The organism is Bacillus sp. PK3_68 (assembly GCF_003600835.1).
Lineage (GTDB): Bacteria > Bacillota > Bacilli > Bacillales > Domibacillaceae > Pseudobacillus.
Window position 1 is genome coordinate 2,132,037 of sequence record NZ_NQYC01000001.1, and the last position, 18,766, is coordinate 2,150,802.

Genomic DNA, 18,766 nt, shown 5'->3' on the forward strand with positions numbered 1-18,766 from the left:
TCTCCTTATTGGTAGAGTTTCTTCTATTATATATGACTTCTTATTTAAAGGGGGCTTTTTTCCCTTTTAAACAAGTACATACTTATACTATCATGTAAGTTGATCTTTTCCATTAGCTTCCTATGATAAGGAATTGCTAATATGATATAATGTCAAGGGTTAAAAATTCCATCGGGAAAGGGGAAATTATGAAAAAATTACTAGCGAGCCTGACCGTGATCGTTTTGTTTTTTACGTTAACGGTTCAAGCGTCTGCTCAAGTATTCAATGATGCCAAGAATCATTGGGCTGCGAAAGAAATCCAGACGCTTGTCGATGCCGGTGTCATTAACGGCTATCATGATGGAACATTCCGGCCAGATGCTCAAGTAACAAGAGGACAGTTTATTGCATTTTTGGTTCGGGCCTTGGATCTGCCACCCGGGGATTCTGCTTTCAAGGATGTTCCTTCCGGCAGCAATTTATATAAAGACATTGCAGCAGCGAAAAAAGCGGGGCTTCTTTTAGGAAATGCCGAGGGCTATGCGCTCGCCAATGATCCAGTCACACGTTCGGATGTAGCTGTTATGCTTGATCGGGCCATGCAGCTAAAAGGAGAGTACCCAACAAAAGCTGCACTTACGTATAAGGATGCAGCAGATATTACCCGGTACGCCTATGAATCTGTACAGCGCATGACTCATTACGGACTCATTAAAGGAACAGCAGATAATTATTTTTTACCGAAGAAAATTGCTACACGCGGTGAATCAGCCGTGTTTGTGTATCGATTGATGGAAAAGCTTGATTTATTCTCTGGAAGCAAAGATCCGATTACGATTCCTAAGCCGATCGATTCCTCAGAGGTTGTCGTTCCAGTCAATGACTACCAATATATTAAAGTAAGAATGAATACACGCGGTGTGCCTCTTACATACAATAAGCGTACGACAGATGTGCACATTCGCTCGACAGACTATCATTATTACTATCATATGGGGAACGCCTCTAAGCCGCTTGGCTCCTTGAGAGTGACGCTGAGGAAGCTGGAGAATGGCGATGTATTCGTCTTTACAAAATTCATCCATAACGGCGACAACACGTACTCTGCCTCGGTCATTGTGCCATTCCAGCAGTCGAATAGCTATTCACTGGCTAAATATAATACGTTCGGCCAGGTAGATCAAAAGCATGACGATACGTTCGGCGTTGATAAAACGTCGCATCCAGTCGGCATTTTATCAGTGAAAAAAGGCAATACAGTGGTCAATGAAATGATGATCGGCAAAAACTACATTTCTCTTGATCGCCAAACGAATTATGCCAATGGGCAGCGCTCTGTTCTCCGTGAGCTGCTCAATGAGTATGAAAGCCATCAAGTATACACGGATACCGAGCGAAACCTTGTCACTACCCATGTAAATATGTCTGTTAAAGGAAAAGCGATTTCTGAAAATTGGGTATTGCTTTCCGACAAACGACTGTTTGCCGATAACAACAATCGAGATGAGTGGTTTAAGCGATCGATTAAAGAGTATACGTCGATTAATAACTGGTTAACGGCGGATGGAGCTTATACAAAGCTGCCATGGTCGATTGAACCTGGTTACAAAATGGGATACGGACGTAATATCGGCCGATTGCAGGGAGGCATTTATTTAACAGCTTACGAAGGGAACAAAGAACGTTACTTTGAAGACCTTGTAGTAAATGCTATTGCCGATCTTGATGTTTTCTCTGGCGGAATAATCTCTGCAGGCAAGACACCTATTTTCAAAACGGAGTATACGAGCACCTGGCTTAAAAATGCTTATGGAACGACCGCTCCTTATGTGGATACGCGCCATAATGAAAATGCTGCGCTATTCTTGAAAAACGCCGCAGAAAGCCTGAATATTCCGCAACTGTCTGAAGCGAATCTTCGCTATGCGGATTTTCTCGTGAAGCAAAAGGAAATCGGCAACGTTATTCAAGTCACATCATCTAGTCATTTAATTGCTGACTATTATGCAAAAGGCAGTCAAAAAACACACGTATCGCTTAACCATGCTTTAGGCGAAATGAGATTTCTACTAGAAACATATAAACAGACGAAAGATCCGACGTATTTAAAAACAGCCCGTGAGTTAAAAGCGGGGATTGAAAACCTTTATCCACGATGGATCCGCTCCAACGGCGATTTATGGTATCAAGTAAACGGCAAGCTGCAATTTACCGGCAATGACTATGATTGGCTAACATTAATGGACTTGCTGCTTTCACAAACAGCTTTTGAGGAAAACGGCATAGGGCGCAGTACGATTTTCGATGCGATGATCCGCTCTAAAGCTCAATATCTGGTTGATAACAATATCCCTATTAAGTCGCAAATTATCATGCTTCTCGAACAGCAAGGATTTGGTGATATCGTTAAACCTATTTCTGCAAGTTCAAAAGAAAAGAAGGCAAAGCTCGATCTTAATGAATTGCCAAAAGATGAATTAGATTTGCTTGCTGAGTAAGCAAAAAAGCTCTCCCTTAAGAGAAGGGAGAGCTTTTTTCATTGCTGCGTTATCGGCTTTGAAAAGCAACCTTTAAACCGAGTGCAATGTAAATCGTTCCAACAATTTTTCCGCTCCAACGGCCTATCCAGGAAATCCGTTTGATCAATTTTCCGAGCGGCCGTATGCCTACAGCAATCAGCGTGGTATAGGTAATGCTCATCAGCACAAAGATTAAACCGAGAACTAAAAACTGGATGATCGGTGTTCCCTGTTCAGGATGGACAAACTGCGGCAAGAACGCTAAGAAGAAAAGAGCTGTTTTAGGATTGAGCACTTCAGCGACGATAGCTTGACTGTATACACTCAGCGTTGAAACAGGAGTCGCTGCAGGTGCCGCTGCATCAGCTGATTTTTCCAATATGGCTTTAATTCCCATGTAGAGCAAATAAGCGGCTCCTGCTAGTTTAACGATATTAAAAGCGAGCGCAGACGTCATCAGGATAGCAGACAGCCCTACAGCTGCGCACACCGTATGAATAAAATCACCAGTGGCAATGCCTGCCCCTGCCATAATGCCTGCTTTTTGGCCTCCCTGCGCTGTTCGGGTAATTGTAAGAAAAACAGCGGGCCCCGGGATTAAAAAGAGACCCATAACGACCACTACAAATGTACTCAGAGTTGAAATATCAAACATAAAACTTCCCCCTCTATCTTTCATAGATCACAAACCTGTTAGCTGCTTGTTTGTTTTATCAGAACAATAAAGTTTATGAAACAAGAAGCTTTATTTAAGAACAAAAAGGAAGGCTTATTCTCCAAAGATTCATTTTATCGTCTGAATCCACGCTTTTATTAGCCAAACAAATTAATCTCGCTTCTTTGTCCAGCCAAATCCAAGGGCGCCTTCGCCAAGATGAGTGCCGATAACAGGCCCGAAGTAACTGATGGAAAATGAGGCATTAGGAAAACGCTCCTCCAGCTCTCCGATCCAGCGGCGAGCTTCCGTTTCTCTGTTAGCGTGAATAATGACGGCTTCCAGCGGCTCACCTTTTTGGTAGTCTTCTTCAAACAGGTCCGCCACCCGCTTCAGTGCTTTTTTGCTCGTGCGGATTTTTTCAAACGGAACAATAACTTTGTCCACGAACTGAAGCAACGGCTTAACCTGTAAGAGCCCGCCGATCAAAGCTTGCGCACTGCTTAAACGGCCGCCGCGCTTCAAATGGTTCAAGTCGTCTACAACGAAATATGCTTTAACGGACGACCGCATTTTTTCCAGCTCTTGAATAATATCATCCGGCCCTTTCCCTTCACGGGCGAGTTCTACAGCTCGAAGTACATAAAATCCTTGGGGGCCGCAACTAATTTCTGAATCAAAAGAGCGAACCGTTAGCCCCTCCACCAGATCGGCCGCTGCGAGGGATGTCTGGTAAGTACCACTAATCCCGCTTGATAAATAAACACCTACCACTGCCTCATACCCTTGCTCTAGCAGCTGTTCATACAATTTAACAAACTCGCCAATAGGCGGCTGTGTCGTTGTCGGCAGCTTTTCTTGCGTGCGGACGACTTCATAAAAGTCCCCTGCTTGAATATCTACTTCTTCTCTATAAGTCTCCTGCCCAATAACCACACTTAATGGGATCATATGTATATGCAACTGGTCACGCAACTCTTTCGAAAGATAGCTAGTGCTGTCCGTTACAATTGCCGTTTTCATAAAGTTCACCTGCCTTGTTCATAATATTAAAGCTTCAGAGTGTAGACGAAGTCTATTTTCCATTCTATCAGCTTGTAGCTTGCAATAAGCTTTTCTTCTATTCTATTAGATATACAGTGGATTTGCATCTCTTTTCAGTAAAAACCAAAAACGGCTATTCCCTAAATTGGAACAGCCGCTTATTAAGCAGTTTTTATTTTTTTGGCACCATGTGAATCGCCTGGCCAATAAGGCCTTCAGCCGCTTCAAGCAACCCTTCATTGAAGCTTGGGTGCGCGTAGGCCGGAAATTTCACATCTTCCTCTTTGGCAGCCATTTCAAGCAATTGGACAAACGTGCTGGATAGCTCAACTGCTCCTTCGCCGATCATGTGAATTCCAAGGACGATTTCATTAGAAGCATCAGAAATCACCTTAACAAAGCCATCTTTTTTGCCAGTAATCATTGCATAGCCATTGCCACCAAGGGCAAACTGGCCCACACGAATATCTATTCCGAGTTCACGTGCCTGCTGTTCAGTTAAGCCAGCTGAGGCAATCGGCGGAACGGAATGAACGATTGTTGGAAGAAACGTCAAATCGACTTCCGGCTTGCCGCCAGCAATTGCTTCCACTGCCGCCTTTCCTTGCTTGATCGCTTTCACCGCTAAAAGCGGCCCCTCAGTAACGTCGCCAATCGCATAGATGGAAGGAACCGAAGACTGCATGTTTCCATTCACCTTCACAAATCCTTCAGACGTTTGCTCAACACCAAAGCGGTTGATCCCTAAGTCCTGAACGTTTGGCTGGCGGCTGCCGTCCACAAATAAATGAGAGCCTGTTACTTCTTCTTCTTTTCCGCCGGCAGTAAACATTACGCGTACGCCGTCTTCTGTTTCTTCTGCCGACTGAATCACTGCTTCTTTGATCGCTTTGATTTTCTTTTTCTTCAACAATCGGTTCAATTCTTTAGTGATGGACTCATCAAATGGAAAAGCAGCTGCCTGTTCCAAAAGGATGGTCACCTTAGCTCCTAAAGCGTGAAAACTCGTCGCTACTTCTAAAGAAATATAGTCGTTGCCATAGACGATCAAATGCTCAGGCAGCTCTTGTAAATCAAACATTTCATGAGAAAGCAAAATGCGCTCGCTATTTTTTCGTAGACCTTGGGGTAAAACTGGCGTACTTCCTGTGGCGATAATCGCTTGTTTGAACACATAAATATCAAACTGGTGGCCATTTTCGACACCGACACGGTCTTCTGCAATCAAACCTGCTTTTCCTTTTAGCACTTCAACCTTATTGGCTTTACAAAGAGCTTCCACACCTTTTCTCAATTGTTCAGTCACTTTCGACTTGTAAGAGACCAGCTTTTCTAAATCAAACGTGCCGTCTCCTGTCGGGAGTCCAAGCTCTTTCATATGAGCCGTTTCCGCCTGCTTTTTCGCAGCATATGTAAATACCTTAGAAGGGATGCACCCTTTATTTAAGCAAACACCGCCGAGATCAGCTTGCTCAATTAATGTCACTGGCAAGCCGAGCTGTGCAGCCCGGATCGCTGCACTATAGCCGCCCGGGCCGCCGCCGATAATAATAAGATCTCTTTCCTGACTGATTTCCCCAACAACCATTTATATCATCTCCAGCATCAATTTGTTCGGCTGCTCAATTAAGCTGGCAAACCGGTTCGTGAACGCAACAGCGGTTGCTCCATCAGCGACGCGATGGTCAAATGACATGGATAGTGTCATCATGTGACCAATCACGATTTCATCCTTTTCGTTCACAATCGGTACTTTTTTCGTCTTATGGAAAGCAATTAATGCTGTTTCTGGATAGTTGATAATCGGCGTCGCACCGATACTGCCGAGCGGTCCAACATTGCTGACAGTAAATGTGCTATTTTGAATGTCAGCCGGTGCTAATTTTCCGTCTCGTGCTTTCTCATTCAAGCGCTTAATATCATCATGAATCGTTTTGATTGATTTTTTATCGGCATCGTGAACAACTGGAACAATTAAGCCATCTTTTGTATCTACAGCCATACCGATGTGATAGTTTTTCTTCAACAAAATCTTTTCATTTTCTTCATCAAGTTCTGCATTGAATACCGGAAAGTCTTTTAAAGCGATCACTAGGGCTTTTACGAAAAATGCGGGGACCGATACCGACACACCTGCCGCTTTTAATTCCTCGCGCAGCTTAAGCAGGTTTGTCATATTCACTTCATCGAAGTGCGTGACGTGCGGAATAGTGAAAAGTGATTTTGTCATCTTTTTCGCAATTTGCTTGCGCATGCCCCGGAATGGAATTTCATCAGGCGTTGTTTGTTGTGCGGAGACAGGTGGTTCACTTGGCGAAGCGGCTTCTTGCTGTGGCTGCTGTTCCCCTTTTATGAACCGGTATACATCTTCCTCTGTTACCCGGCCCGACGGATCAGATGGTGTCACATCCTCAATATTAATATTGTGATCGCGAGCAATTTTACGTGTATAAGGAGTGGCTAGTACACGGTTAAAAGAAGCAATAAATGTCTTTTTCTCTTGCTTCTTTTCAGCCTGCGTTTCTGCTTTTTCTGCTGGCTTTGCTTCAGCAGCAGCTGCCGGGCTGCCCTCTCCTTCAATATAAAGTAGCGTCGTGCCAACCTGGACCGTTGTTCCTGTATCAATAACGATTTCTTTCACTGTACCGGCCCCCGGCGACGGCAATTCCGCCACCATCTTATCAGTCTGCACTTCAACAAGCGGCTGGTCAGCCGTTACCCGATCTCCTGGTTTGACAAGATAATGAAGAATTTCGCCTTCTGTCATCCCTTCTCCAATATCATGAAGTTTCACCTCTAACACATCGTTTCCCCCTTTATTTAAAAGTGTAAGGCGTCCGCTTAGCGGCGACAAGCATAAGACAAGCTGGCTAGAAGGCTGCTTTTTTGCCTTCTGGACAGATTGGCTTATGGCCTCGAGCCGCTGACGCCTGAAGCTGGATAGTTATAAAAGTGTGCGCGCCTGTATTGGCCCGACAAGCACAAAGCAAGCTGACTGGAAGGCTGCTTTTTTGCCTTCTGGACAGACTGGCTTATGACCTCGAGCCGCTGACGCCTGAAGTTAAATAATAGAAAAACAGAAGGCGCCCGGTTCGTGGCGCCTTAAGCCGGACAATTAAAAATGAACAACTTTTTCAATACCTTCCAAGACACGTGCCGGCGTTGGAAGAAAATCCTCTTCAAGAGCGAAGAATGGAACAGGCACATCAAAGCCGGTAACACGCTCAATCGGTGCCCGTAGATATAAGAAAGAGGTATCATTAATAATGGAAGCAATGTCATTGCCCAGTCCGCCTGTTGAGTGAGCTTCATGTACGATCACGGCCCTGCCTGTTTTTTGTACAGACTCGGCAATAATGTCACTGTCGATTGGATAGAGTGTACGCAAATCAATGATTTCACAGCTGATGCCTTTTTTCTCTGCTTGTTCAGCTGCTTTTTCAACGACTGTCATCATCGCTCCCCAAGCAATTAATGTTACATCTGTTCCTTCTTTTACCTTTTTCCCTTTGCCGATTTCAACTGTGTATTTGCCAGTCGGCACTTCTTCCCTCTTAGCACGATAGCTCTTCATCGGCTCCAGCATGAGCACAGGGTCCGGATCTTCCATCGCTGCGATGAGCAATCCTTTTGCATCGTATGGAGTGGACGGACAAACAACTTTAATTCCCGGCATATGGGTAAACAGTGTTTCTGTGCTATCGGAATGGATCTCCGGCGAGCGGATGCCGGCTCCATATGGCGCACGAATGACCATTGGCACAGTAAAGTGGCCCATCGTTCTCATTCGAATCCGGGATACATGTGTCATAATTTGTTCGTAAGCCGGATAAATAAAGCCGAGAAACTGAATTTCAGCAATTGGTTTAAATCCATTTACCGCGAGACCGATGGACGTTCCGATAATACCCGCTTCTGCCAGCGGTGTATCAATCACACGATCAGCACCGAATTTTTCCTGAAGTCCTTCTGTCGCCCGGAATACTCCGCCGTTTTTTCCGATATCTTCCCCAAGAATCATGACGCTGTCATCTGTTTCAAGCAATGTTTTCATGCCATCATTTACAGCCTGCACGATGGTCAAAAACTGAGTAGTCTCTTTCTTTTGCGGTATGTCTCTTACTTCCATTTCCATTGCCATTTTACCCCCTCCTCAAATGCGCGAGATAGGATTCTTTCTGGTCAGCGAGCTGAGCTGGCATTTCCGCATATACATGATCAAACAAATCTTCGACATTGGCCTTCGGATAACTCTCCATTGCTTCAACAGCCGCTTCTACTTCTGCTTTAATCTTTTCGTCTATTTCAGCGATCCACGCTTCATCCCAGTAACCGTGATTTTTCATGAAGCGCTCCATGCGTAAGAGCGGTTCTACGATATGCTTGCCCTGGTCTTCCGGACGGTATTTTGTCGGGTCATCAGCCGTGGTGTGCGCGCCTGTGCGCCAAGTTACCGCTTCAATTAATGTCGGGCCGTTGCCGCTGCGGGCATGATCGAGTGCCTTCTTCACTTCAAAGTAAACAGAGAAACAGTCATTGCCATCAATGCGCACCCCTGGCATTCCATATGCGACGGCTTTTTGAGCGATCGTTTCGGAATTCATCTGCTTTTCAATTGGCACAGAGATCGCATAACGGTTGTTTTGGTTAAAAAAGATAACCGGCACTTTAAAGACGCTGGCAAAATTCAGCCCTTCATGGAAATCTCCCTCTGACGTAGCTCCGTCACCAAAGTAGGCGATAGCTGCATTTTTCGTTCCTTTGCGCTTTTCAGCCCAAGCCGCGCCTGTTGCATGCGGCAGCTGTGTCGCAATCGGTACAGCCGGTGGAAAAATGTTTTTTCCTTCCGGCGGCACGCAGCCTTCTACCCGTCCATTCCAATAAAGATAAGTTTTAGCCATATCAGCGCCAAAAGTAAGCTTTGCTCCATGGTCACGATAAGTTGGAAACATCCAGTCGTCTTCGCCAAGTGCCAGCGCACTGCCAACCTGAGAAGCTTCCTGTCCTTCAAATGGTGCATAAGTGCCGAGGCGCCCCTGACGCTGTAAGCTAATCGCTTTTCTATCAAACGTTCTAATTCTATACATATGGTAATAAAGCTGCTTTACGAGCTGCTCATCCAGTTGCTCCTGATAAGAAGCATCTACCAAATTTCCTTCATCATCAATGATTCTTTTGATTGGATATTGAGTCTCCATGATAGCCTCCCCGAACAATATTAGTTGCGAATATCCCATTTTGGCTTAACAGAAGAAGTGAAAAAGCTGTTTCGTCTGCCTCTTGCTGCCATTCTCTGCTCACACATTCTGTTGGCGGCTTCCATTGTTGTTACCCGATCCAGTTCAGCTTGCTGATATACTTCTAGAATGGCATCATAAATGTGCTTCGTTTTAGCAAGTACACGCTCTTTATTCACCCCGTATAATTCATCTGCTACTTGAATAAGACCGCCGGAGTTAATGATGTAGTCTGGAGCGTAAAGGATCCCTTTGTCTGCAAGCTGTCTGCCATGATCTTCCGTCAGCAATTGATTGTTAGCTGAACCAGCGATGGCTTTCACTTTGAACTGCTTCATCGTTTCATCATTGACGACTCCACCAAAAGCACAAGGAACAAACACATCCGCTTCCTGAGAGTAAATGTCATCGCTGGCTACTACAGTGACAGAACCCGGTGTTGATTTTGCTTTTTCCTGGATCGCCTGCAGGCTTTGTTCGTTAATGTCTGTCACAAACAAATCAGCCCCTTCCTCCAGCAAGCCTTCTGCTACTTTGTAGCCCACTTTGCCAAGCCCTTGAATGGCATAAGTAATGCCACCGAGATCATCTTTGCCAAACAGCATTTTGTTCGTTGCTTTAATTCCGTACAGAACACCCATCGCCGTTGGAATCGAAGAATCGCCGCCACCGCCATAAGCTTCCGGCACACCGACGATGCAATTGGTTTCTTTCATCGCGTGAATGAAGTCCTCCATGTTCGTTCCCATATCCGTTCCTGTGTAAAAGCGGCCGCCAAGAGAATCGACGAACTGTCCAAAAGCCCGGAATAATTCAGGGGATTTATCCTTTTGCGGATCGCCGATAATCACTGCTTTTCCTCCGCCGAAATCTACATCAGAAGCCGCACATTTATAACTCATTCCTTTGGAGAGACGAAGAGCATCTTCCAGAGCATCCTCTACACTGTTGTACGGCTGCATGCGGCAACCGCCAAGCGCCGGCCCGAGTGTCGTGTCGTGAATCGCGATAATGGCCTTTAACCCTGTTGCCGGGTCGTTGCAGAAAACAACTTGTTCGTGCTCAGACATTTTGTCAAAAAGTGTGAAATCTTCTGTAATGGAGGTTTTTTTTACTAGACTCATATTCAATCCCTGCTTTCATTATGAATAGTTACATCTTCTTATGCGGCCGCGAAAAAAACGCTAGCCTCGTTGTCATTTTTTATTTTTTGTAAGCCCTTTCACAAAGGCGTCAAACAGCTGATTTATAAACATATTATTTACTTTAATTATAAAAGGTTAAATTACATATATATATATCAATGTGATTGAATTTTCAGACCTTCATTTACTTTTCGTATGTATTTTTTATTATTCCTATTCATTTTGTAAAACGCTTTCATTTCCAGAAATGACAGCCATAAAAAAACCTCTTTCTGTATATGAAAGAGGCTTCAACACGCAAACAACTTTTTACTTTTTACCTGCTAGTTTATCCACAGTCTTATTTACGGCCATTCCTGTTCGTCGTCCGAGGGCAAAATAATCTTTTCAGGAACCGGGGACTTCAGTACGATGGACGTATGAATAATGCCGTATCGGATTAAATAATCAATCAGCTTATTCAAATGCTCCATATCGTTGACCGCTGCTTTTAATAAGTAATTGACTGTGCCGGTCAAACGGTGACACTCGATAATATCCGGGTGTTCAAGCGTCATTTGTTCAAATTCATCATAAGGAACTCTTACCTCACTCACCTGGATAAATAAAAGAATGTTGCGGCCGACAGCATTGGGAGATACTCTTGCGCTTATCTTGTCTATCACCCCTTTTTCCATTAGCCTCGTAAATCGTTCGGCTACGCTTGGCCGACTAAGGGATAACTTCTTCGATAGATCGCTTAATGTAATTCTTCCGTCCTCTTGAAGAATTTTCAAAAGTTGAATATCTGTCTCATCCATGCTTTCACCTTCAAACGTTTGATTTCACTCTATTCTTATGCTTTTTCCGGCCTTTACTGCTTATATTAAATGATGCCGAGCACATCCAAGTAAACAATGATAATAGCAATTGGCGCTAAATATTTAATTAATAAGAACCAAGCTGAGAAAATCTTCTTTCCGATAGATGACCCCGAAGAAATCTCTTCCAACAATCTTTGCTTCGGAATCTTTAACGGAACAAAAATAGCAATTAACAAAGCGCCGAGCGGCATTAGCAAGTTGCTGACGAGAAAGTCGGCTGCATCAAAAATTGATTTATTAAAAATTAATACATCACTCCACACGCCAAAAGACAAAGCGGACGGAACACCGACGATAAAAATAAGCATTCCAATAATCCAAGAAAATTTCATACGCTTGCTGTCATTCCCTTTTGCCAACACAGCGACGATAATTTCCAGCATGGAAAAGGCTGATGTTAATGTTGCAAATAAAAATAGAACTAAAAAGGCAATTAGAAAGACTACGCCAAATGGAATTTGGTTAAAGACCGTCGGCAATACGTTAAACAGTAAAACTGGACCTGCATCCGGCTTTAATCCGAATGAGAAAACAGCTGGGAAAATAGCCAGTCCCGCTAAAATAGCGACGAGCAGGTTCAATACAACAATGGAAATAGCCGACTGCGGGATGCTTTCTTTTTTAGATAAGTAGGAGCTGTATGTGACCATGACTGATACCCCAACACTTAGCGCAAAGAAAGACTGTCCCATCGCAAACAAAATCGTTTCCGATGTAATCTTTGATAGATCAGGCTTCAAGAAAAACTCAATGCCTTCCATCGATCCGTCTAGTGTGACAGAGCGTATAATGATAAGCAAGAATAAAATAAATAAAGCAGGCATCATAAACTGGCTGGCCTTTTCAATTCCTGCTGTTACTCCTTTAGAGACAACATAAATGGTAATGACCATAAAGAGAAACTGAGCAAAGACAGCCAAGAATGGACTGGAAATCGTTTCTCCAAATAAAGAACCATACTGGGCTTCTGTCAATCCACTTAAATCTCCAGTCAATCCTTTAAAAATATAAATTAATATCCAGCCGCCTACCACGCTATAAAACGATAATAAAACGAAGCATGTGAAGATGCCGAGTCTGCCAATAAAATGCCAGGACGAATTCGGCGCCAGCTCCTTATATGATTCAATTGCATCTTTTTGCGTACTTCTGCCGACAATAAATTCCCCGATTAAAAGCGGCAGTCCGACAAGAAGCGTAAAGAGGATAAAAATTAAAAGAAAAATTCCTCCCCCACTCGTTCCAGCTACATAAGGGAATTTCCAGATGGCACCAAGCCCAATAGCTGAACCTGCGGCTGCCAAAATGAACCCTAGCTTAGACGACCATTGTTCTTTTTGTTCCATTTTTTCACCCCATAAAAGTTGTTGAAATCAGAAAACGCTTACATTATTTTTTCTTTAATATTACCCTTTTTATGTATAACGTTATTCCAACGTCATTTTACCAATCGGTAATAGATGAGTCAACAATGTTTTTAGAAAAGTCTTTCTCTTCCAAAATTACAGCATTTTCTCGATAAAAAAAGAGAGCGGCTAATCCCCTCTCCAATGAAAAGCTTTTTTAAGAAAATGATTTCACTTCTCATAGTCATGCACCTGAACATATTACCACGGATGACCCTTGCCGGCAATAGGAGGTGCTGTTTATTTTCCCGCTCGTGACCTCACTTCTCTTAGTTCCTGCGCCGAGCGATTCAACTGTTCATCCGCCTCTTCCACCATTCTTTCAAGCAATTCTTTTACAGTCGGAACATCTTCAATCAGGCCTGCAATTTGGCCGCTATTAATAAAGCCTTTTTCCATATCGCCTTCCATCGCCCCTTTGACATGCTTTTCTTCAGACGTCCATTCCGCGTATTGTTCAAGCGTCATTCCCGCCTGCTCCTGCTCAGTTAATTGCTTGGCATAAGGTGTTTTCAAAATCCGTCTTACCCGCCCTACGCTGCGTCCAAAAATCGTTGTCTCTGTATCGCCTGCTTGCACCAGATTGTTCTTGTATACTTCATGAAAGGGCGCTTCCTTCGTTGCAATAAGCCGTGTCCCCATTTGCACACCACTCGCGCCAAGCATAAGAGCCGCCGCCAATCCTTTGCCGTCGCCAATTCCTCCTGCCGCAAGCACCGGCACGTTCACATGCTTCACAATTTGCGGAATGAGCGCAAAGGTTGTCAATTCGAGGCTAGAGTTGATTCCTGCCGCTTCAAAGCCTTCTGCCACAAGAATGTCCGCTCCCGCCGCTTCTGCTTTTTGCGCATGCTTCACAGATGCAACAAGCGTAATCACTTTTATCCCATGGTCATGCAGCACCGGGATAAGCGGAGCCGGATTGCCAGCTGACAACGATACAACGGGTACGTTATGCTGGATAACCAGGTCAATCAGTTCCTTTGTATAAGGCGACACGCTAATCGCGATATTCACCGCAAAATTTTTATTTGTGCGCTGCTTTGTTTCTAGAATAATTTTTTCCACTTCGTCAGGGGGCATTGTACCACAGCCAATCGTGCCCAGCCCGCCCGCCTCTGAGACAGCAGCCGTCAACTGAGCATTGCTAATATTGCCCATTCCCCCTTGAATAATGGGATAGTCAATCTGGAGCAATTCACAAACGTCTATCATTTTTTCTCCTCCTCTTAAAAGAAATGTTATAATAAATAAAAAAGAAAAACAATTGCGTAAATTCATATTTGGAGGGTATGTCATGATTGTTACATATAACGGAAAAAATCCGCAGCTCGAAGAAAACGTATTTATTGCACCTGGTGCTTATCTTATCGGAGATGTGCATATCGGTTCGGAATCAACCATTTGGTTTAATGCTGTACTGCGGGGGGATGAGGGCACCATCACGATCGGCAAGCGGTGCAGCGTTCAGGATAACTCAACGATTCACTTGTATGAAGGAGCGCCGGTAGTCGTTGAGGATGAAGTAACGGTCGGCCATAATGTTATTTTACACGGCTGCAAGATAGGAAAACGCTCCATTGTCGGCATGGGCTCAACCATTCTTGACCATGCAGAAATTGGAGAAGAGTGCATCATTGGCGCCAACACTTTAGTTCCAAGTGGCAAAAAGATTCCTCCCCGCTCGCTCGTCGTCGGTTCGCCCGGAAAGGTCGTTCGCGAACTAAGCGACAAGGATTTCGAGCTCATTCAGCTATCCATTGATACTTACGTCCAAAAAGGCTATGAATTCCGAGAGACTTTTAAAGAAAAGTAATGGATCTTCCCACGCGCCGAGACATCATTAAAAGCATCTTTTCTGACATTTTATCCGTAAAAAAGAAAGGTGCTCTGCACCTTTCTTTTTCATTTAATTCACGATATATGGATGATCAGCAGCGTCATACGACTTGTCCTTGCGGCGCATATCATTGTCTTCACGGAATACTTCCTCGAAAAACCGGCTGGCTGGTTCAGCAAGCAATTTATAATACTGAGCGAATAAAAGAGCCGCATGATCGCCATTCCACATAGACGGCAGCAGTTCTTTCGGAAGCCCAGGATCGGTAAAAAGAAACTTGCGGTATTCATGCACAAGATTCGTCCGCTCAACAAAACACTCAGCATCGGTCATTTGTCCACTTGCCATGGCACTTTGATGAACAATATATCTTTTGCTGTATGTAGAAATAAATTCTTCATACTTACCTTCAATTTCATCAAGCGGCCAGCTTTTTTCAACAAGCGCACGGTCTTCCTGCGGTCCTTTATAATCTGCGACAAAGAAATCGACATAGGAACTAATATCGTATTTCTCTACAAGCATTTTCACTTCTTTTTCAAGGTCATTTGGTGAAATCCAACATCCGTTGGAAAAGCTGCCGAAACCGCTCCACAAGAGCTCTTTGCGCAATTCATCGCGAATTTGCCGTTTCTCCTCAGGAATGGTATACATCAGCATGCGCCATTTGCCATCCCACTCGTGCGCCTTTAATTTAAAAATCCGGCGGGCGGCTTCTTCCATGCGCACTTCTCCACGTGGTGTCAGAAAATAATAGCTTTTATTTCCTTTCTTCTCCGATTGGATCCACCCCTGCTTCACCATTCGTGAAACGGCCACACGAACGGACTGCTCATTATGGCCAAATTCTTTCAATACACGGATTAAGCTGCCGATCCATATCTTATTGCCGTAATGGCGAATGTAATCGCCATAAATCGTGAAGATCATTGATTGTGTATTCGCCATCTCTCCCACTCTTTCTTCTTTGATCGTCGTTGCATCACTTTCCTTTGATTCTCTTATTATAACGTGATATTGGAAAAATTACTTACTTTCCAATAAATTTTGGTGCTCTTTTTTCACTGAATGCCTGAAGCGCCTCTAAGCGATCTTCTGTCGGAATCGTGAGTTCGTACGCTTTCGACTCAATAGCAAGTCCTGTTTGCAAATCGGTATTCATTCCTTGGATAATGGCATATTTGGCTTGCTTTAAGGCAACAGGTCCATTTTTCATCATATCGGCGGCAAGCTGTTCACAGGCAGTCATTAATTCTTCCTTCTGCACAACTTTTAATACTACACCGAGTGCTAAGCCTTCTTCAGCCGTAAATTTCTTGGCGGTAAAAATAAGTTCTTTCGCTTTCATTTCTCCTACCAATCTTGGCAAACGCTGTGTGCCGCCAGCTCCCGGGATGATCGCCCAGCTTGTTTCTGTAAGCCCCATCTGGACCCCCGCTGCCGCGATTGGGAAGTCGCAGGCGATCATCAATTCAAACCCGCCACCAAGCGCGTAGCCATTTACAGCAGCAATTGTCGGCTGTGGAAGGGCAGCAATGCTGTTAAAAACATCACGAATCGCTTTAACATTTCGGCGGACTTCTGTTTCTGTCAATGTTTTACGCTCTTTTAAATCCGCACCGGCACTGAATGCTTTTTCACCGGCACCGGTAAAAATTACGACCTTTACTTCCGGGTCAATGGAGATTTCATCGGTTACTTCTTGCAGGCGTTTAAGTGTCTCGTAGTTAAAACAGTTGAGAGCTTTTTCACGGTTAATCGTTACATAGGCAATGTTGTTTTCCTTTGTATATAAAACAGTCGACATGTTTCTTCTCCCTTTCTATCAAAAAAGCTGTCCAACGCCTGCCGCTGCTCTTCCTTTTCCTTAGCAGAAAAGAGCTCTGGCGCCTGAAGGACAGCCTGTTTATCGAGTGATCCTATTTATCCCAGATCGTAGACAAACGAAACGATTTCAATCAGCCTAAAAGCTTAGAAAATCGACTTTTCCTACAATCTTTATTATTCGTTTATATTTTCTACGATTGCAGCAATCCCTTGGCCGACGCCAATACACATCGTTGCCAATCCATATTTTTCATCGCGTTTTTTCATTTCATAAAGAAGCGTTGTTAAAATACGAGCGCCGCTTGCGCCAAGCGGATGGCCAAAAGCAATCGCCCCGCCGTTGACATTTACTTTGCTTTGGTCCAGCTCTAACTGGCGGATACATTCAAGCGATTGAGAAGCAAACGCTTCATTCAACTCAATAAGCCCCAGGTCGTCCACTGTCAAGCCAGCGCGTCCGAGTGCTTTTCTTGATGCGTAGATCGGTCCAAGCCCCATTACAGCAGGCTCTAGTCCCGCTGTCGCTCCTGTAACGTATTTGGCAAGCGGCTTCAAGTCCAATTCCTTCGCTTTTTCGGCGCTCATAATTAGCAAAGCAGAAGCTCCATCATTTACACCTGAGGCATTTCCAGCTGTCACTGTTCCATCTGCAAACAGTGGTCTTAGCTTGCCAAGCTTTTCAATAGTTGTATCTGGTCGCGGATGCTCATCCGTATCGATGACAATTTCATTCCCTTTGCGGTCTTTATATACGACCGGCACAATCTCTTCCGCAAAACGGTTTTCTTCCATGGCTTTTTTTGCACGCTGCTGGCTTTCAAACGCAAATTTATCCTGATCCTCACGGGAAATGTTATAACGCTGCGCTACATTTTCTGCCGTTTGCGGCATAGAATCTGTTCCGTACATTTCGTGAAGCTTTGGATTCGTAAAGCGCCAGCCAATCGTCGTATCTTGCAATTCCATGTTTCCACGCGGGAAGTCCTTATCCGGCTTTGCCATAACGAGCGGTGCGCGTGTCATGCTTTCTGTTCCCCCGGCAATAAAGATGTCCCCTTCGCCAACGGCAATCGCTCTCGCTGCATACATCACAGCATCAAGCCCTGAACCGCACAGACGGTTCACTGTCGTGCCGCCGACTTCCACTGGAAGTCCCGCAAGCAAAGCGGACATTCTCGCTACGTTACGGTTGTCTTCACCCGCCTGATTGGCATTGCCAAAAATGACTTCTTCAATTTGTTCAGGCGGAAGACTCGGATTTCTTTCAAGCAGCGCTTTAATAACAACGGCGCCAAGATCATCCGGTCTAACGTCTTTTAAAGCTCCTTTATATCTACCAATCGGTGTGCGGACTGCATCAACAATGACTACTTCTCTCATTTTTTTACCAACTCTTCCTTGTTCGTATAATCGTAAACGCCTTTTCCACTTTTACGGCCAAGTCTTCCCGCTTTCACATATTGTTCAAGAAGCGGTGCCGGACGGTACTTCTCGCCAAGCTTTTCATGCAAATATTTTAAGTTGTTCAAGCGTGCATCCAAACCAACAAGGTCAACCAATTCAAATGGACCCATTGGATAATTTAAGCCGAGCTTGATCGCTTTGTCGATCTCTTCCGGGGTACCGAGGCCTTCCTGTAGCATGTAAAACGCCTCGTTGCCGACTAAAGCACTGATCCGACTGGTTACGAATCCAGGAAACTCGTTAATAACGACTGTTTCCTTGCCCATTTTCTCGGCTACTTCTCTAATCACGGCTGCTGTTTCATCACTTGTTTCCAAGCCGCGGATAATTTCAACGAGAGGCATTTTATGTACCGGATTAAAAAATGCATCGCGATAGTTTTTTCCGGGCGCTTCGCGTATGAAGCAATCTCTGTCGGGCTCATTGTAGAAGTATTCGTTGCAAAGAAGCAATGCTCCGGAGCATGCTCTTCAATCGTCTCAAACACTTGCTTCTTAATTTCCGCTTTTTCAGGAACAGCTTCGATAATTAAGTCAGCGGCAGCTGCCACTTGTGCCAGGTCGCTTTCATAGCTTAAATTCTTGCGCGCTTGCTCAGCAGCTTCTGCTGTAATCTTGCCGCGCGATAGGCCTTTTTCAAAAATCGAATCAATCTCCTGTTTCGCATTTTGCAAGGCCGCTTCATTAATATCTACTACTGTCACTGAGTAACCGCCAACGGCTCCCACATAGGCAATTCCTCTGCCCATCACACCGGAACCGACGACTCCAATGCGGTTGATCAT

At 44.5% G+C, this 18,766-nt stretch carries 15 protein-coding genes and 1 pseudogene; 2 read left to right on the forward strand and 14 right to left on the reverse strand.

The window, feature by feature from the left end; genetic code table 11:
* Positions 1-188 precede the first annotated feature (188 nt).
* The gene (locus tag CJ483_RS11090; protein ID WP_120034908.1) at positions 189-2,480 is read left to right on the forward strand and encodes an S-layer homology domain-containing protein; all 2,292 of its coding nucleotides are present in this window, start codon (positions 189-191) and stop codon (positions 2,478-2,480) included.
* A 49-nt stretch (positions 2,481-2,529) separates the two neighbouring features.
* On the opposite strand, the gene CJ483_RS11095 is transcribed toward CJ483_RS11090, so the two are convergent.
* From CJ483_RS11095 to CJ483_RS11140, 10 genes are all read right to left on the reverse strand, one after another.
* On the reverse strand, positions 2,530-3,156 hold the full coding sequence (locus CJ483_RS11095) for a LysE family translocator (protein ID WP_120034910.1): 627 nt from the start codon (positions 3,154-3,156) through the stop codon (positions 2,530-2,532).
* A 171-nt stretch (positions 3,157-3,327) separates the two neighbouring features.
* Positions 3,328-4,179, reverse strand: a complete 852-nt coding sequence (locus CJ483_RS11100; RefSeq protein WP_120034913.1) for a DegV family protein — start codon at positions 4,177-4,179, stop codon at positions 3,328-3,330.
* Positions 4,180-4,372: 193 nt separating this feature from the next.
* Complete coding sequence (gene lpdA / locus CJ483_RS11105; RefSeq protein WP_120034915.1) at positions 4,373-5,788, reverse strand: dihydrolipoyl dehydrogenase; 1,416 nt, start codon at positions 5,786-5,788, stop codon at positions 4,373-4,375.
* On the reverse strand, positions 5,789-7,003 hold the full coding sequence (locus CJ483_RS11110; protein WP_120034917.1) for a dihydrolipoamide acetyltransferase family protein: 1,215 nt from the start codon (positions 7,001-7,003) through the stop codon (positions 5,789-5,791). It abuts the gene before it with no gap.
* Positions 7,004-7,315: 312 nt separating this feature from the next.
* Entirely contained in the window at positions 7,316-8,335 is a 1,020-nt protein-coding gene (locus CJ483_RS11115) for an alpha-ketoacid dehydrogenase subunit beta (protein ID WP_120037957.1), read from the reverse strand.
* Positions 8,336-8,342: 7 nt separating this feature from the next.
* Positions 8,343-9,398: a pyruvate dehydrogenase (acetyl-transferring) E1 component subunit alpha gene (pdhA, locus tag CJ483_RS11120; protein WP_120034919.1), complete on the reverse strand. Its 1,056-nt coding sequence runs from the start codon at positions 9,396-9,398 to the stop codon at positions 8,343-8,345.
* 20 nt (positions 9,399-9,418) lie between these two features.
* Positions 9,419-10,561, reverse strand: coding sequence for a Leu/Phe/Val dehydrogenase (locus CJ483_RS11125; RefSeq protein ID WP_120034920.1), 1,143 nt, complete (start codon positions 10,559-10,561; stop codon positions 9,419-9,421).
* Positions 10,562-10,926: 365 nt separating this feature from the next.
* A complete protein-coding gene (locus CJ483_RS11130) occupies positions 10,927-11,382 on the reverse strand; it encodes an Lrp/AsnC family transcriptional regulator (RefSeq protein ID WP_120034922.1) in 456 nt (151 codons plus the stop codon).
* A 65-nt stretch (positions 11,383-11,447) separates the two neighbouring features.
* On the reverse strand, positions 11,448-12,791 hold the full coding sequence (locus CJ483_RS11135) for a sodium-dependent transporter (RefSeq protein ID WP_120034924.1): 1,344 nt from the start codon (positions 12,789-12,791) through the stop codon (positions 11,448-11,450).
* A gap of 300 nt (positions 12,792-13,091) precedes the next feature.
* Positions 13,092-14,066, reverse strand: coding sequence for an NAD(P)H-dependent flavin oxidoreductase (locus CJ483_RS11140; RefSeq protein ID WP_120034926.1), 975 nt, complete (start codon positions 14,064-14,066; stop codon positions 13,092-13,094).
* An 82-nt stretch (positions 14,067-14,148) separates the two neighbouring features.
* Between CJ483_RS11140 and CJ483_RS11145 the strand changes: the two genes are divergently transcribed.
* Positions 14,149-14,667 carry a gamma carbonic anhydrase family protein gene (locus CJ483_RS11145; protein ID WP_120034928.1) on the forward strand — a complete coding sequence of 173 codons (519 nt, stop codon included), beginning with the start codon at positions 14,149-14,151 and terminating at the stop codon, positions 14,665-14,667.
* 93 nt (positions 14,668-14,760) lie between these two features.
* On the opposite strand, the gene paaX is transcribed toward CJ483_RS11145, so the two are convergent.
* The 4 genes and pseudogenes from paaX to CJ483_RS11165 all read right to left on the reverse strand — a co-directional run bounded on the left by paaX (position 14,761) and on the right by CJ483_RS11165 (position 18,766).
* The gene (paaX, locus tag CJ483_RS11150) at positions 14,761-15,639 is read right to left on the reverse strand and encodes a phenylacetic acid degradation operon negative regulatory protein PaaX (RefSeq protein WP_120034930.1); all 879 of its coding nucleotides are present in this window, start codon (positions 15,637-15,639) and stop codon (positions 14,761-14,763) included.
* An 82-nt stretch (positions 15,640-15,721) separates the two neighbouring features.
* Positions 15,722-16,498, reverse strand: a complete 777-nt coding sequence (locus CJ483_RS11155; protein WP_120034932.1) for an enoyl-CoA hydratase-related protein — start codon at positions 16,496-16,498, stop codon at positions 15,722-15,724.
* Positions 16,499-16,692: 194 nt separating this feature from the next.
* On the reverse strand, positions 16,693-17,898 hold the full coding sequence (pcaF, locus tag CJ483_RS11160) for a 3-oxoadipyl-CoA thiolase (protein WP_120034934.1): 1,206 nt from the start codon (positions 17,896-17,898) through the stop codon (positions 16,693-16,695).
* Positions 17,895-18,766 (reverse strand): annotated as a pseudogene (locus CJ483_RS11165) (3-hydroxyacyl-CoA dehydrogenase). Before CJ483_RS11165 ends, pcaF begins: the two are co-directional and overlap by 4 nt.